The organism is Streptomyces sp. NBC_00887 (assembly GCF_045207585.1).
Map to the genome: position 1 here is coordinate 7,844,260 of NZ_CP108788.1, position 15,635 is coordinate 7,859,894.

Genomic DNA, 15,635 nt, shown 5'->3' on the forward strand with positions numbered 1-15,635 from the left:
CGCATGTGGTCACGTATGGCAAGATGCTGCGCAGGTCATGAGTGACAGCGAATAAGCCCCGGCTCGCTGTCCGGCAACCCTCCGTCCGTGGCGGGGTGCCCCGGGTGAAGACCAGGCCGCAGGCAGCGAGGTCTGTGGCAAGCGCGGGCCCCTAGGCATCTGTGAATGCCATCCCCCGGGGTCCTGGTCCCCAGGGAGCCTCTTGTGAGCAAGCGAATGCGATAGGGCCCAACGCCCTCTTCCGCGCACCCTTTTCTCCTTCCCCTGCGCTGCCGCGTATCTGCCGGCGCCGGGATTTCGCCTGCCTGTTACGGGAGTTCGCCATGTCTGTCTCCACCGCTGCCGCCGATCAGTCCATTTGTGCCCCGCTGCCGGTTCTGGGAGCCGATGTCACCGTTCCGCTGGTTACGGGCGGCGAAGTCACCTATGCCGCCCTCGACTACGCGGCGAGCGCCCCGGCCCTGCAGCGCGTGTGGGACGACGTGGCCGCCTACGCCCCGTACTACGGCAGCGTGCACCGCGGCGCCGGCTACCTCTCGCAGCTCTCCACGGACCTCTTCGAGAGCAGCCGCGTCACCGTCGCGGAGTTCCTCGGCTGCCGTGCCGAGGACCAGGTGGTCTTCACCCGCTCGACGACGGACTCCCTCAACCTGCTTGCCGCAGCACTTCCCGCGGACTGCCAGGTGTTCGTGTTCGAGACCGAGCACCATGCCTCGCTGCTTCCCTGGCGCGACGCCCGGGTGACCTTCCTCGACGCCCCCAGGACCCCTGCCGAGGCAGTCGTGACGCTGGAGCGTGCGCTGGCCGACCGCGACCCCTACGGCCCCGCACTGGTCTGTGTGACGGGCGCGTCGAACGTCACCGGAGAGCTGTGGCCGGTGAAGGAACTGGCCGCCGCCGCCCACGCGCACGGTGCCCGGATCGTCCTCGACGCCGCGCAGCTGGCACCCCATCACCCGGTGGACATCGCGGAACTGGACGTCGACTGGCTCGCCTTCTCCGGGCACAAGCTGTACGCGCCGTTCGGCTCGGGCGTCCTCGCCGGCCGGGCCGACTGGCTGCGGGACGCGGAGCCGTATCTCGCGGGCGGCGGCGCCTCCCGGAAGGTTGCCCGGCGCGCCGACGGTGGCGTCGACGTGGAGTGGCACACCACGGCTGCCCGGCACGAGGCCGGATCGCCCAACGTGATCGGCGTCTACTCCATCGCCGCCGCCTGCAAGGCCCTGACCGAGGCCGGGTTCGAGCAGCTCGTCGCCCGCGAGCAGCAGCTCGTCACCCGGGTCCGTGAAGGCCTGGCCGAGGTCCCCGCGGTCAAGGTGCTCTCCCTGTTCGGCGACGACGCCCCGAGGGTCGGCGTCATCTCCTTCGTGGTCGAGGGCTGGAACAGCTCGCACTTCGCCGCGGCGCTCTCCGCGGAGTACGGCATCGGGGTCCGCGACGGCCTGTTCTGCGCCCACCCGCTCGTACGGACCCTGCTGGGCAGTGAGCCGCAGGACCCGGGCGAGTGCGGCGCCCCGGACGCCGAGCCGGGCGAGCGGTCCCTCAACGCCATCCGGGTGAGCTTCGGGGCCGGTACGCCGGACGAGCACATCGAGCGGTTCCTGGGCGCGGTCCGCGAGCTGGTGGGCGCGGGTGCCCGGTGGACCTACCGCACCGAGGACGGGCGCTGCGTCCCCGACAGGGGTGCTGCGCAGGTCTGACCCGGCCGCGTACGGCTTCGGCCGGGGACGGGAGGCCATTGTCCCGTCCCCGGCCGAAGCCGTACGCCGTCCGGTCGTCCTACGCGTCGAGCCCGATGGCGAAGGCCGCCTCGAGGTCGTGCTGCGAGTACGTGCGGAACGCCACGTGCGTGTCGGTGCCCTCGACACCGGGGATCTTGCTGATCCGGCCGGGAATGACATCCGCCAGATCGTCGTGCTTGGCCACCCGGACCATGGCGATCAGGTCGTACGTACCGGTGACCGAGAAGACCTCGCTGACGCTGTCCAGCGCGGCGACGGCCTCGGCGATCTCGGGAATCCGGTCCACGCTGGTTTTGATGAGCACGATCGCGGTGATCACGGCTGGCTTTCTCCCTCGGTGGCCGTGGCTGGAGACTTCACTCTAGCCCCACCCCGGTAACGCCCCCAGGCGTAGAGGAACCCGGCCGCGAAGCCCGCGACATGGGCGAGGTAGGCGACGCCGGGGCCGCTGCCCGCGCCCTGCGCCGCCAGCCACTGCAGCGCGAACCAGAAGACGAGCACGATCCAGGCGGGGAAGCGCAGCGGCAGGAAGAAGAGGAACGGGAAGAGGCTGGTGACCCGGGCGCGGGGAAAGAGGTAGAGGAACGCGCCGAGCACCGCCGAGATCGCCCCCGACGCGCCCACCAGCGTCTGGTCGGATCCGGAGTGCGCGACCGCGTAGACGACCAGGGCCAGATAGCCGCAGCAGACGTAGAAGAAGACGAACTCGGCCCGGCCCATGCGCTCCTCGGCCATGGCCCCGAACACGTACAGGAACAGCATGTTGCCCAGCAGGTGCAGCCAGCTCCCGTGCACGAAGAGGGCGGTCAGCGGGGTGAGGGCCGCGTGCGCGGAGCCGTCCAGGAGTTCGCTGGGGATCACTCCCCACCGCTCGAAGTACCCGGCCTGCGCGGCGAGCAGGGCGTCCGCCGTGCCGTAGGCCGGGTTGAACCCTGAGAGCGGGCTGATCAGGAACACGGCGGAACAGACGGCGATGAGGCCGTAGGTGACCGGTGCGCCGCCCGCCGAGGCCGCGGCCCCGAACTCCCTGGCCCGCTCCCGCCACCCGGCATCCCGCCAATCGATCACGTACAGAGCATGACGCACCGGCGGAGAACGTGACAGATCGCCTCGCCGTGTCGACGGGGAAACGCAAGGCCGTAGGGTTACCGCAGGACATGCGCAGTTCGACGGCGCACCGCGAGATCGAAGACCTGGGCAGTACGAGACTCGACGAAAGAGGACGCAACGATGACGACGGTTCCCACGCCGACCGACGGGACCCGCTGGCGCTGCACGCTCTGCGGCAATCTCACCCGCTTCGATGTGACGCGCTCCTCCAAGGTCGTGGAGTACGTCCACCTCGACCTGGCCGGGGAGTCGAGTGTCGAGGAGCGGGAGGTGGTCAGTGAGACCATCGAGTCGGTGCGCTGCCGTTGGTGCAACGCGGTGGACCAGATCGAGCTGGTCGACAGGCCGGGTGCCGACTCCTGACGGGGCCGTGCGGACAGACATATTGGGGTGATGGATGGTGGAGCAGCCGACAGGCGGCGCCGGACCGGCCGACGCGGCCGACGGCGCCGCGGAGTCGCTCGACCGTCCGCTGCCCGAGGGCGTGCGCCGCAGGGTCGTGGCGCTCGTCTCCGACGCCTTCGGCGGCCTGACCGTCGGCGAACTTCCCCCTCAGCTCCGGCAGTACGCCCGCTTCACCCCGACCAGGCGCGCCAAGTTCGCGGGCAACGCGATGGCGGCCGCCCTCGAGAGCGACCCGGTCTTCCGCCGGCGCATCGGTGAGCGGATCGGCCAGGGCCAGCCGGAGCTGGCCGCGGCGCTGGAGTCCGGCGCGCCGCCCGCGGCCGCCGATCCGGTCGACGTGGCCGCGGCGGCGTACGTGCTGCGGCCGGCCGGCTGGGTCAAACTGGTGGCCGCGGCGGGCGAAGAGGTCCAGCGGGCCGACGCCGAGCGCGTGGACGAGGAGACCCGGCGCGAGCTGGAGAGGCTGCGCGAGGAGCTCGCCCACGCCCGCAGCCACACCAGGAGCGAGACCGAGCGGCTGCGTTCGGAACTGGACGCGGCCCGCAAGGACGCGGAATCCCTGCAGCGCAAGCTGCGCAGCGCCCTCAGCGAGGTGAAGCGCGGCGAGGCGGCCCTGCGCAGGGGCAGCGCCGAGACGGACACCGTGCGGGCCGAGGCGGCCGCCCAGGTGTCCGCCGCCGAGAGCGAGTCCCGGCGGCTGAAGGCGCGCCTGGCCGAGGCGGAGACCTCTGTCGAGGCGAGCCGCCGGGCGGCCAGGGAAGGGCGTTCCGTCGAGGACATGCGGCTGCGGCTGCTCCTGGACACCGTGCTCGACGCGGCTCAGGGACTCCGCCGTGAACTGGCGCTGCCGCCCTCGTCGATCCGCCCGGCCGACAGTGTCGAGGCGGTGGAGCCGGGCCGCATGTCACCGAAGGACATTGCGGCCAGGGCCCTTTCGGAGACGGATCCGGCGCTGCTCGACCAGCTGCTCGCGCTGCCGCAGGCGCATCTGATCGTCGACGGCTACAACGTCACGAAGACCGGCTATCCGCAGATGCCGCTGGAGAAGCAGCGGTTGCGGCTCCTGGGCGGCCTCTCGGTCCTCGCCGCGCAGACGGGCGCCGAGATGACCTGTGTCTTCGACGGGGCCGAACTGGCCGCACCCGTCCTGCTCGCGCCGCCGCGTGGGGTGCGTGTGCTGTTCAGCAAGGCGGGGGTGACGGCCGACGAGCTGATCAGGCAGCTGGCCCGCGCGGAACCGCCGGGCAGGCCCGTCGTGGTGGTGTCCACCGACCGCGAAGTGGCCGACGGTGTGGCGAAGGCGGGAGCCCGGCCTGTCGCGTCCGCATTGCTCCTGAAGCGCCTTTCGCGCGTCTAGTTCGACATGTGCGGCATGTACGACTTGCCGGGATTTTGGGAACGTACCGTCAAGTCGCCACTACACGCGGTGTGATGAAAGTAAAGAAGTGCCTGGTGTGACGAGATTTTTCTTGTGAGGATTTGAACTGATCACAGGATGGTCACTAGGGTCAGGCCTCGAACCTTCGCACGGTTGATCACCCACCAGGGGTGGCAGCGAAGGAACCGCCGAGTCCGTGAGTGCACGGAGCCGGGGATTCAGTCCCCCACAGCCCGGTAGGCGGCTCGAGGAAGAAGGAGCTCGCCTTCGTGGCGTCCCACCGTCGTCCCAAGCAGCCGAGCCGCACCCGCGTGACCGTGCTCACCGCGACCGCCGCTGCGGCCGTGGCCCTGACTTCCCAGGCGGCCCACGCCGACCCCAAGCCGACCAAGAACGAGGTCAAGGCGAAGGTCGACAAGCTCTACCACGAGGCCGAGGCCGCCACCGAGAAGTACAACGGGGCCAAGGAGCAGCAGGACAAGCTCAAGAAGCAGGTCGACGCGATCCAGGACAAGGTCGCCCGCGGCCAGGACGAGCTCAACACCATGCGCGGTGAGCTCGGTTCGCTCGCCACCGCGCAGTACCGCTCCGGTGGGATCGACCCGTCCGTCCAGCTCTTCCTGGCCTCGGACCCGGACACCTTCCTCGACCAGGCCTCGGCGCTCGACCAGCTGACGGCCAAGCAGACCGAGTCGCTGCAGAAGATCCAGTCCAAGCAGCGCACCCTCGCGCAGCAGCGCAAGGAGGCGCAGGCGAAGCTCGGCGACCTCGCCGACGTCCGCGAGACCCTGGGTGAGAACAAGAAGAAGTTCCAGGGCAAGCTCGCCGACGCCCAGAAGCTCCTGAACACCCTCACCGCCGCCGAGCGGGCCAAGATGGCCGCGGACGACCAGCGCGCCAGCCGCGCCGCCGGTGAGCGCGTCAACCTCGGCAACGAGGTCCCCGCGTCGGCTCTCGGCGGCGCCGCCCTCCGGGCCGCCGCCACGCAGCAGGGCAAGCCGTACGTCTCCGGCGGCACCGGCCCGAACTCGTTCGACTGCTCGGGTCTGACCCAGTGGGCCTACGCCCAGGCCGGCGTCCAGATCACCCGCACCACGTACACCCAGATCAACGACGGTGTCCGGATCGGCCGCAGCGCCCTGAAGCCGGGCGACCTGGTCTTCTTCAACAACACCTCGCACGTGGGCCTGTACGCGGGCAACAACCAGATCCTGCACGCCCCGAAGCCGGGCACCGTGGTCCGTTACGAGTCGATGGACTACATGGGCACCTTCCAGTTCGGCGTGCGGATCTGACGCCCGAACGGGCGAATCGCCACACCCTTCGCTGAGCCCCGCCCCGCCGGAGACCGACAGGTCACCGGCGGGGCGGCGCTGTTTGTCCCCTTCTCGCGCCCGGGCGCGGCCTTTGGTCGCTCCGTAGTCGTCCGGTTACTGTCTGCGCTGTCGTGCAGCTCCCGGTCGTCGGTCCGCCCTCCAGGGCGGCAGGGGCTGCGCACATCTGCGTACAGCGGAAGGGAGTGCGGCTTCCTGTGGTGTCGCATCGCCGTCCCACCCGGCCCGGCCCCACCCGGGGCATCCGGGCCACCGTCCTGTCGGCCGCCGCAGCCACCGCGGCGGCCACCCTCGGCGCAGCCCCGGCGGGCGCAGAACCGCAGGACACCCGGGGGAGCACGAAGGCCAGGGTCGACCAGCTGTACGGGGAGGCCGAGCGCGCCACCGAGCAGTTCAACAAGGCCCGGGAGAACGTGGACCTGCTGCGCGGCGAGGTGGACAGGGCCCAGGACGCGGCGGCCCGCGCCCAGGAGGGCATCAACCGGATGCGGACCGCCCTCGGCTCCATGGCGGGTGCGGAGTACCGCTCGGGTGGCATCGACCCTTCCCTCGCGCTGCTGCTCTCCTCGGACCCGGACACCTTCCTGGACCGGGCCGCCGCCCTGGACCGGCTGGGAGACCGCAGGGCCGTGCTGCTGCACAAGCTCCGGCAGGCCCAGCGCAGGATCGCCCAGACCCGTGCCGAGGCCACCGGCGCCCTCGCCGGGCTGGAGCGCAACAGCGCGGCCGTCACCCGGCACAAGCGCACCGTCGAGGGCAAGCTGGCCCGGGCCCGGCAGCTGCTGCACTCACTGCCCGCCGAGGACCGCGAGAGCCTCGGCCGCGCTTCGCGGTCCGCCGGGCACGAGGCGCTTCCTCCTCCCGGTGCCGCCTCCCCGCGCGCGCTGGCGGCTCTCATGGCGGCCCGGCAGGCACTCGGCAGCCCGTACGTGTGGGGCGCCGACGGCCCGTCCGCGTTCGACTGCTCCGGGCTGACGCAGTGGGCGTACGCCCAGGCCGGGGTCAGCCTGCCGCGGACCTCCCAGGCCCAGCGGAACGCGGGCCGCATGGTGCCGCTCGGGGAGGCGATGCCCGGGGACCTCGTCGCCTACCGTGCCGACGCGAGCCACATCGGCATGTACGCGGGGAACGGCCAGGTCATCCACGCCCCGTACCCCGGCGCCCCGGTGCGCTACGACCCCGTCGGCGTGATGCCCGTCTCCTCGGTGACCCGCGTCTGACCGTACGATCGGCAGGATGGCTGTTCGGACGCGGAACGCGCGGCGGGGACGCACCCGCACACGGAGCACGGCGGGCGCCGTGCTCGCCGGGCTGCTCTTCGCGTCCGCCTGCTCCGTGCCGCAGGACTCCGCAGCCGGCCCCACCGCCCGGGAGATAGGCACCACCCTGGACCGCAGGGCCGCCGCGGTGATGGGGCACGACACCGACGCCTACCTGGCCTCGCTCGACCCGCGGGCCACGTCGTTCCGGGCGGCCCAGCGCACCGAACTGGAGAATCTGGCCGAGATACCCCTGGAGTCCTGGGCGTACAGGGTGAAAGACGTGACCGAAGAGGGCTCCGGCCGGGTCACCGCCGACGTCGAGCTGCGCTACCGCTTCAAGGGCTACGACAACGCCCCGATGTCCTCCGCCCGCACGGTGGAACTGGTGCGCCGCGGCGAGGAGGGGACCTGGTACATCGCCGCCGACCGGGCCGACGAGGACGCTCCGGGGCTGCTGTGGCAGCAGGGCGACGTCCAGGTCGTACGCGGCACGCACAGCCTCGTCCTCGGCGTCGGCCGCCGCGAGCGGGAACTGCGCCGGATCGCGGACACCGCGGACCGGGCCGTGCCGGCCGTCTCCGGCAGCTGGCCGGAGCCCTGGGCGGAGCGGGTGGTCGTGCTCGTACCGGAATCCGTGGAGGACATGGCGGGCCTCCTCGGCTCACCCGTGGCGAGCTACCGGGGCATAGCGGCCGTCACCACCGGTGAGGTCGGCGGCAAGGGCCGGGCGCCCGCGGACCGGGTGATCGTCAATCCGCAGGCGTACGGAATGCTCGGCGAGTTCGGCCAGAGGGTCGTCCTCACCCACGAGACCGCCCACGTGGCGACCAGGGCCCACACCTCCGCGGCCACACCGGTCTGGCTCTCCGAGGGCTTCGCCGACCGGGCCGCCTACCGGCAGGAGAGCCGCACCGCCGAGGAGATCGCACCCGAGCTGACCGGCGCGGTCCGCCGCGCCGAACTGCCCGCCCGGCTGCCGGTGGACGAGGACTTCGGATTCGGCGGGGACGCGGCCACCCTCGCGAAGGCGTACGAGGGCGGCTGGCTGGCCTGCGAGCTGATCGCGCAGGACTGGGGCGAGGAGAAGCTGATCGCCTTCTACAAGGCCGTCGGGGCCCGTTCCGGGCGGGACGGGGCGGTCGAACAGGCCATGCAGACGGTGCTCGGTACGACTCCGGAGGACTTCACGGTGCGCTGGCGGGAGTATCTGCGCGAGCGGCTCGGCTGAGCCGCTCGCGCCCGGTCCGCACTCCCGGCACCGTCCCCCGCCACAGCCGCCGCCCGGCGCTCAGCGTCGCCGCGACCAGCAGGCCGTTGCGTACGACGAGGAGCGTCACGCCCTCCGCGTCACTGGCCACCACATGCGCGAACCCCAGCGGGAACTCCAGCAGGGTGACGCCGGTGGCCACCAGGACCAGGCACGCCGGAGGGGCCATCCGGCTGCCGTGGAACACCAGGCACACCGAGGCCAGACCGACCAGCCACACCATGTACTGCGGGCTGATGACACGGCTGGTCGTGGTGAACAGCAGCACCGCCGTGAACGCCGCGTCCGCCGGGGTGTGCACCGCGAACGTGCGGGCCCGCAGCCGCCACACCAGCAGCCAGCCGAGGGCGAGGGCGCTCAGCCCCAGTGCCAGCGTGCTCACCGGCCCGACGTGGGCACCGGCGAACTCCATCGAGCCGTACCGCAGTTCCACCCGGCCCTCCCAGCCGAACTGCCGCGCCAGGTGGAAGACCAGCGCCCCCAGCGACTCGACCTCCAGCCCCCGGTCCCGCTGGAACGTCAGGAACGCGAACGCGCCGGGCAGAGCCGCCGCGGCCGCCAGGAGGAGCCCGCCGGCCGTCACCGCCGCGGCCGACCAGGAGAGCCGCGTGGCGCGCCCCCGGGCCGTACCCACCAGCAGCAGGACCGGCCACACCTTCATCAGCGCGCCGAACGCCGCCAGCGCCCCCAGGACCCGCGGGCGGCGCACCCCGGCCAGCAGCGCCGCCACCGCGACGGCCGTCACCACCAGGTCGTACCGGGCGTACACCGTCGGCCCGAGCAGCGGCACACCCGCCACCCACACCCAGGCACCCGCGGCGCGCGTACCCGGCCGGCCGGACGCGTGCGGCAGGAGCAGAACCACCAGGGCGTCGCACGCCAGTACCAGGACGAAGAAGGCGGACGCGTACTCCAGGAAGGGCAGCAGCGCCGGGGCGAGCACGGCCAGCGCGGCGGCGGGCGGGTACTGCCAGGTGACGTCGTCCAGCGGGTAGGAACCGGCGCGGAGCACCTCGTACCAGCCGTGGTAGATCACCGAGACATCGCTCGTGACGTCCGGGCCCGGCACCGTGAACACCTTGAAGACGCAGAGCAGCAGCGCCGCTCGGGTGAGGATCCAGGTGGCGAGGAGCAGACGCATAACCGTCATGATGCCGTTGCCTGATGTGCGGGAGCCGTCAAGCAGGGCCGGTCGGCAGCCCGGTACTGTCGGCGGCGATGGACAAGACCTTGATCGTGACCAACGACTTCCCGCCCCGCCCCGGTGGCATCCAGGCCTTCCTGCACAACATGGCACTGCGCGTGGACCCCGGCCGGCTCGTCGTCTACGCCTCCACCTGGAAGCGCGGCGCGGAGGGCCAGGAGGCCACCGCCGCCTTCGACGCGGAACAGCCCTTCACCGTCGTGCGCGACCGCACGACGATGCTGCTGCCCACCCCGCGAATCACCCGGCAGGCGGTCCGGCTGCTGCGCGAACACGCATGCTCCTCCGTCTGGTTCGGCGCGGCGGCCCCCCTCGGCCTGATGGCACCCGCGCTCCGCCGGGCCGGAGCACGCCGCATCGTGGCGACCACCCACGGGCACGAGGCGGGCTGGGCCCAGCTGCCCGGGTCCAGGCAGCTGCTGCGCCGCATCGGCGAGGGCACGGACACGATCACGTACCTCGGCGAGTACACCCGCTCCAGGATCGCCGCGGCCCTCACGCCCGAGGCCGCGGGCCGCATGGTCCAGCTGCCGCCCGGTGTCGACGAGTCGACCTTCCACCCGTCCTCGGGCGGGGACCGCGTCAGGGCCCGGCTGGGGCTCGCGGACCGGCCCGTCGTCGTCTGTGTGTCGCGGCTCGTCCCGCGCAAGGGCCAGGACACCCTCATCCTCGCCATGCCCGCGATCCTGGCACGGGTGCCGGACGCCGTCCTGCTGATCGTCGGCGGCGGCCCGTACGCGGGGCAGCTGAAGAAGCTGGCCGCCGAGACGGGCGTCCAGGACTCCGTGCGCTTCACCGGACCGGTGCCGTGGGAGGAACTGCCCGCCCATTACGGCGCCGGCGACGTCTTCGCCATGCCCTGCCGCACCCGGCGCGGCGGGCTCGACGTCGAAGGCCTCGGCATCGTGTACCTGGAGGCGTCCGCGACCGGGCTGCCGGTGGTGGCGGGCGACTCGGGCGGCGCACCCGACGCGGTGCTCGACGGCGAGACCGGGTGGGTGGTGCGGGGCGGTTCGGCCGAGGACTCCGCCGAGCGGATCGTCACCCTTCTCGGCGATCCCGAGCTGCGCCGACGGATGGGGGAGCGGGGCAGGGCCTGGGTCGAGGAGAAGTGGCGCTGGGACCTGCTCGCGGAGGAGCTGAAGACGCTGCTCTGAGCGCGTACGACGAGACGAGGGGCCCGCACCGTCGTGGTGCGGGCCCCTCGTCATGTGTACGGCCCTGTCGTGCGGCCGGCCTCGTGCCTACGGCCTCGTCGTGTGCTCAGGCGCGGTAGATCGACTCGACCTCGTCCGCGAAGTCCTTCGCCACGACGTTGCGCTTCAGCTTCAGCGACGGCGTGATGTGGCCCGCCTCCTCCGTGAACTGCTGGGCCAGGATGCGGAACTTGCGCACCGACTCCGCCTTGGACACCGCCGCGTTGCCGTCGTCGATCGCTCGCTGCACCTCGGCCAGGAGATCGGCGTCCTCGCGCAGCGACACCGCCGTCGAACCGGCCGGCTTGCCGTTCTCCTCGGCCCATCGGGAGAGGAACTCCTCGTCGAGGGTGACCAGGGCGCCGATGAACGGCCGTCCGTCGCCGACCACCATGCACTCGGCCACCAGGGCGTGTGCGCGGATCCGGTCCTCGATCACGGCCGGGGCGACGTTCTTGCCGCCCGCCGTGACGATGATCTCCTTCTTGCGGCCGGTGATCGCGAGATAGCCGTCCTCGTCGAGCGTGCCGATGTCGCCCGTGTGGAACCAGCCGTCGGCCAGTGCCTCGGCCGTCGCCGCCTCGTTCTTCCAGTACCCCGTGAACAGGTGTTCGCCGTGCAGGAGCACCTCGCCGTCGTCGGCGATGCGCACGACCGAGCCGGGCAGCGGCTGGCCGACCGTACCGATCTTCTGCCGGTCCCACGGGTTGAAGGCCGTGGCCGCGCAGGTCTCGGTGAGGCCGTAGCCCTCCAGCACCGTGAAGCCGATGCCGCGGAAGAAGTGGCCGAGCCGCTCCCCGAGCGGCGCGCCGCCCGAGATCGCGTACTCACCGCGACCGCCGAGCACCGCCCGCAGCTTGCTGAACACCAGTTTGTCGAAGACCTTGTGCTTGACCTTCAGGCCCACCGACGGGCCCTGCGGCGTGCCCAGCGCGCGGCTGTACGCGATCGCCGTGTCGGCCGCCCGGTCGAAGATCCTGCCCTTGCCGTCTGCCTGCGCCTTGGCGCGCGCCGAGTTGTAGACCTTCTCGAAGACCCGCGGCACACCGAGGATCAGTGTCGGGCGGAACGAGGCCAGTTCGTCGGTGAGGTTCTTGATGTCCGGCACACAGCCGAGCTTGATCGGCGCCATCACCGAGGCGACCTCGACCAGGCGGCCGAAGACGTGCGCGGCGGGCAGGAAGAGAAGGACGGAGCACTCACCCGTACGGAAGAGGGGCTTCAGCCGCTCCACCACGTTGCCGCACTCCGCGAAGAAGCTGCGGTGCGTCAGCACACAGCCCTTGGGGCGGCCGGTGGTGCCCGAGGTGTAGACGATGGTGGCCGGGTCGTCGGCCTTGGCGCTCACCATGCGCAGATCGAGGGTCTCGTCGGAGACGCCGGTGCCCGAGGCGGTCAGCTCGCCGACCGCGCCCCGGTCGATCTGCCACACGTGCCGCAGCCCGGGGAGCGCGTCGCGCACCGAGGCGACGGACTCGGCATGGGCGTCGCTCTCCACGACGACCGCGACCGCACCGGAGTCGCCGAGTATCCACTGGACCTGTTCGGCGGAACTGGTCTCGTAGACCGGCACGGTGACCGCGCCCGCGCTCCAGATGGCGAAGTCCAGCAGGACCCACTCGAAGCGGGTGCGGGACATGAGGGCGACCCGGTCGCCGGGCTCGATGCCCGCCGCGATCAGACCCTTGGCGGCGTCCCTGACCTCAGCCAGGAACCGGGTGGCCGTGACGTCCGTCCAGACTCCGGCCACCTTGCGGCTCATCACCGCGACATCGGGATGCTGAGCGGCATTGCGGCGGATGAGATCCGTCAGGTTGCCGTCCGTAGGGACCTCGTACAGGGCCGGAAGGCTGAACTCGCGCAAGACTGCTGCTCCTCATCGGGCTCCGGTTCCACGGCTCTGTGTGACGCACCGGATCGGTCCAAGACTGGCAGATGCTCAGTGGGGTGAGCACGACTGGACTGGCGGGACGTTACCCATCAGTACTCGGTTCCGGATAGGGGGTTCCGGCCAGATGTCTTATGCATCACACATATAAGTGGTCCTTGGGTGCACACTAGTCCACCCCTGTCACGACCCGGAAGTATCCGCAGGTCCGGTGGGCCCTACCCAGCGCGGGTGCGGAGAACCTAGGGTGATCTCCATGCGAGCCAGGGGACCGGACGGTCGAGACGCAACCGCCACCCGCGGTACGCGTGTGCACGTGGTCAGTGACGTGCACGGCAACACGGAGGCGCTGGCACGCGCCGGCGACGGTGCGGACGCCCTGATCTGCCTCGGGGACCTCGTTCTCTTCCTCGACTACGCGGACCACTCGCGCGGCATCTTCCCGGACCTGTTCGGGAAGGACAACGCGGACCGCATCGTCGAACTGCGCACCGCACGCCGCTTCGAGGAGGCGCGCGAATTCGGCCGCGCCCTGTGGGCGGGCAGGGACCGCAACGCCGCGATCCTGGGCGCCGTGCGCAAGCAGTACGCCGAGCTGTTCGCCGTCCTTCCCACCCCGACGTACGCCACCTACGGCAACGTCGACGTGCCCGCTCTCTGGCCGGAGTTCGCAGGCCCCGGCACCACGGTCCTGGACGGCGAGCGCGTCGAGATCGGCGGCCGGGTCTTCGGGTTCGTCGGAGGCGGCCTCAGAACCCCCATGAACACCCCGTACGAGATCAGCGACGAGGAGTACGCCGCCAAGGTCGAGGCCCTCGGCCCGGTGGACGTCCTGTGCTCGCACATCCCGCCCGAGGTGCCCGAGCTGACGTACGACACGGTGGCCCGCCGCTTCGAGCGCGGCAGCCGCGCGCTCCTGGACGCCATTCACCGCACCCGCCCGAGTTACGCGATTTTCGGCCACGTTCACCAGCCGTTGGTACGCCGGATGCGGATCGGCGTCACGGAGTGCGTCAACGTCGGCCACTTCGCGTCGACCGGGCGGCCCTGGGCCCTGGAGTGGTGAGGACCGCGGGTCGGGGCCGGCGGCCGGGGCGTGGACGGGGCGACGCCGGGTACGCGATAGCCTGCACACGGCAGGCCTCTGCCGAACGCGACCGGTACACCGCACTGGAGGGCCACGGCGATGGCTGAACACACCAGCTCGAGCATCACGATCGAGGCGGCACCGGCCGACGTCATGGGAGTGATCTCCGACTTCGCCCGCTATCCGGAATGGACCGGCGAGGTGAAGGAGGCCGAGATCCTGGCCACCGACGAGCTCGGCCGCGCCGAGCAGGTCCGGCTGGTTCTGGACGCCGGAGCGATCAAGGACGACCACGTCCTCGCCTACACCTGGAACGGCGCGAACGAGGTCAGCTGGACCCTCGTGAAGTCCCAGATGCTGCGCGCCCTCGACGGCAGCTACGCGCTGGCCCCGGTCGGCGGCGACCGCACCGAGGTCACCTACCGGCTGGCCGTCGACGTCAAGATCCCGCTGCTGGGCATGATCAAGCGCAAGGCCGAGAAGGTCATCATCGACCGTGCCCTGGCCGGACTGAAGAAGCGCGTCGAGTCCGTCCCGAAGGCCTGATCACGTGCGTACGGTCCTCGTCACCGGCCCCGGCGGCGCAGGCCGTACCACCGTCGCCGCGGCGACGGCACTGGCCGCGGCCCGCAGCGGCCGGCGCACCCTCCTGATCTCTTCGGACGCCGTACCCGGCTTCCCGGCCGGCACCGGACCCAACGAGGTCACCCACGGGCTCCACCACGCCCGCATCGACTCCGGCGAGCACTTCCGCAGCGAACTCGTCGCCCTGCAGGACCGGGCGTCCGGAGCGCTCGACCTGCTCGGCGCGGGCCGGCTGGACGGTGAGGAGCTCACCGAGCTGCCCGGCAGCGCCCAGCTCGCCCTCCTGCACACCCTGCGCCGCGCGGCCGAGGGCGACTGGTCGAAGGACGGCTACGACGTCCTCGTCGTCGACCTCCCCCCGCTGGCCGACGCCCTCGCCCTGCTCGCCCTGCCCGGGCAACTGCGCCGCTACCTGCGCCGCCTCCTGCCCCAGGAACGCCAGGCAGCCCGCGCGCTGCGCCCGATGCTCGCCCAGCTCGCCGGCGTCCCCATGCCGGCGCAGTGGCTGTACGAGGCCGCCGCCCGCAAGGACACCGAGCTCGCCGCGGTCCAGTCACTGATCGAGGACAGCTCGACCACCGTGCGGCTGGTCGCCGAACCCGGGCCGGCCGCCGAGGACACCCTGGGCGCCGCCCGTACCGGACTGGCCCTGCACGGACTGCGCGTCGACACCCTCGTGGCCAACCGCATCCTGCCCCGGCACTCGTCCGACCCCTGGTTCGCCGGTCTCGCCGCCCAGCAGGAGAAGAGCCTGGACCGCTGGCACCAGGTGTGGGCCCCCGGGACCCCGGTGACCGAGGTGGCCCACCTCGGGCGTGACCCGCAGGGCCTCGACGACCTCGCCCTCCTGGGCGGGGCCTGCGCACCCGACGAACGGACACCGGGCCGTGCCGGTGACCCCTCGTGGACGGAGGACACCCGTGGCGAGGGGGGCGACGGCGTCCTCGTCTGGTGCCTGCCCCTGCCCGGAGCCGTCAAGGAGCAGCTGCGGCTCGTCCGGCGCGGTGACGAACTGCTCCTCACCGTGGGTGCGTTCCACCGGATCGTGCGCCTGGAGCCCGCGCTGCGCCGCTGCACCGTCTCGGGGGCCGCGCTGACCGACGGCGTCCTGCGTGTCCGGTTCACGCCGGACCCCGGGCTCTGGCCGAGGACACGATGAACGGCGTACCACCGTTCG

14 protein-coding genes and 1 riboswitch are annotated in these 15,635 nt (G+C 71.8%); of the genes, 10 read left to right on the plus strand and 4 right to left on the minus strand.

Going from position 1 to position 15,635, the window contains the following annotated elements:
• Positions 1–33: 33 nt before the first annotated feature.
• Positions 34–150, plus strand: a riboswitch (SAM riboswitch).
• Between the two features lie 173 nt (positions 151–323).
• The gene (locus OG844_RS35760; protein WP_406389512.1) at positions 324–1,700 is read left to right on the plus strand and encodes an aminotransferase class V-fold PLP-dependent enzyme; all 1,377 of its coding nucleotides are present in this window, start codon (positions 324–326) and stop codon (positions 1,698–1,700) included.
• Between the two features lie 79 nt (positions 1,701–1,779).
• On the opposite strand, the gene OG844_RS35765 is transcribed toward OG844_RS35760, so the two are convergent.
• A complete protein-coding gene (locus OG844_RS35765) occupies positions 1,780–2,061 on the minus strand; it encodes an Lrp/AsnC family transcriptional regulator (RefSeq protein ID WP_123470113.1) in 282 nt (93 codons plus the stop codon).
• Entirely contained in the window at positions 2,058–2,810 is a 753-nt protein-coding gene (locus OG844_RS35770; protein ID WP_356413741.1) for a rhomboid family intramembrane serine protease, read from the minus strand. Before OG844_RS35770 ends, OG844_RS35765 begins: the two co-directional genes overlap by 4 nt.
• A gap of 162 nt (positions 2,811–2,972) precedes the next feature.
• Between OG844_RS35770 and OG844_RS35775 the strand changes: the two genes are divergently transcribed.
• The 5 genes from OG844_RS35775 to OG844_RS35795 all read left to right on the plus strand — a co-directional run bounded on the left by OG844_RS35775 (position 2,973) and on the right by OG844_RS35795 (position 8,459).
• The gene (locus tag OG844_RS35775; RefSeq protein ID WP_329211905.1) at positions 2,973–3,215 is read left to right on the plus strand and encodes a hypothetical protein; all 243 of its coding nucleotides are present in this window, start codon (positions 2,973–2,975) and stop codon (positions 3,213–3,215) included.
• 37 nt (positions 3,216–3,252) lie between these two features.
• A complete protein-coding gene (locus tag OG844_RS35780) occupies positions 3,253–4,614 on the plus strand; it encodes an NYN domain-containing protein (RefSeq protein ID WP_406389510.1) in 1,362 nt (453 codons plus the stop codon).
• 290 nt (positions 4,615–4,904) lie between these two features.
• A complete protein-coding gene (locus tag OG844_RS35785; RefSeq protein WP_406389508.1) occupies positions 4,905–5,930 on the plus strand; it encodes an NlpC/P60 family protein in 1,026 nt (341 codons plus the stop codon).
• Between the two features lie 236 nt (positions 5,931–6,166).
• On the plus strand, positions 6,167–7,189 hold the full coding sequence (locus OG844_RS35790) for an NlpC/P60 family protein (protein ID WP_406389507.1): 1,023 nt from the start codon (positions 6,167–6,169) through the stop codon (positions 7,187–7,189).
• Between the two features lie 16 nt (positions 7,190–7,205).
• Positions 7,206–8,459 (plus strand): hypothetical protein, encoded by a 1,254-nt coding sequence (locus OG844_RS35795; protein ID WP_406389506.1) that lies wholly within the window; start codon positions 7,206–7,208, stop codon positions 8,457–8,459.
• Here OG844_RS35795 and OG844_RS35800 read toward each other — a convergent pair.
• Positions 8,416–9,639 carry a glycosyltransferase 87 family protein gene (locus tag OG844_RS35800; protein WP_406396066.1) on the minus strand — a complete coding sequence of 408 codons (1,224 nt, stop codon included), beginning with the start codon at positions 9,637–9,639 and terminating at the stop codon, positions 8,416–8,418. The two genes, OG844_RS35795 and OG844_RS35800, sit on opposite strands and share 44 nt — an antisense overlap.
• A 77-nt stretch (positions 9,640–9,716) precedes the next feature.
• Here OG844_RS35800 and OG844_RS35805 point away from each other — a divergent pair, with 77 nt between their 5' ends.
• The gene (locus OG844_RS35805; protein ID WP_406389505.1) at positions 9,717–10,859 is read left to right on the plus strand and encodes a glycosyltransferase family 4 protein; all 1,143 of its coding nucleotides are present in this window, start codon (positions 9,717–9,719) and stop codon (positions 10,857–10,859) included.
• 106 nt (positions 10,860–10,965) lie between these two features.
• Here the strand turns inward: OG844_RS35805 and OG844_RS35810 are convergent, their stop codons facing one another.
• Entirely contained in the window at positions 10,966–12,762 is a 1,797-nt protein-coding gene (locus tag OG844_RS35810; protein ID WP_406389503.1) for an AMP-dependent synthetase/ligase, read from the minus strand.
• Positions 12,763–13,042: 280 nt separating this feature from the next.
• Here OG844_RS35810 and OG844_RS35815 point away from each other — a divergent pair, with 280 nt between their 5' ends.
• From OG844_RS35815 to OG844_RS35825, 3 genes are all read left to right on the plus strand, one after another.
• Positions 13,043–13,852 carry a metallophosphoesterase gene (locus tag OG844_RS35815; RefSeq protein WP_406389502.1) on the plus strand — a complete coding sequence of 270 codons (810 nt, stop codon included), beginning with the start codon at positions 13,043–13,045 and terminating at the stop codon, positions 13,850–13,852.
• 120 nt (positions 13,853–13,972) lie between these two features.
• Positions 13,973–14,419 carry an SRPBCC family protein gene (locus OG844_RS35820; protein WP_351180593.1) on the plus strand — a complete coding sequence of 149 codons (447 nt, stop codon included), beginning with the start codon at positions 13,973–13,975 and terminating at the stop codon, positions 14,417–14,419.
• 4 nt (positions 14,420–14,423) lie between these two features.
• Positions 14,424–15,617: an ArsA-related P-loop ATPase gene (locus OG844_RS35825; protein ID WP_406389501.1), complete on the plus strand. Its 1,194-nt coding sequence runs from the start codon at positions 14,424–14,426 to the stop codon at positions 15,615–15,617.
• Positions 15,618–15,635 lie beyond the last annotated feature (18 nt).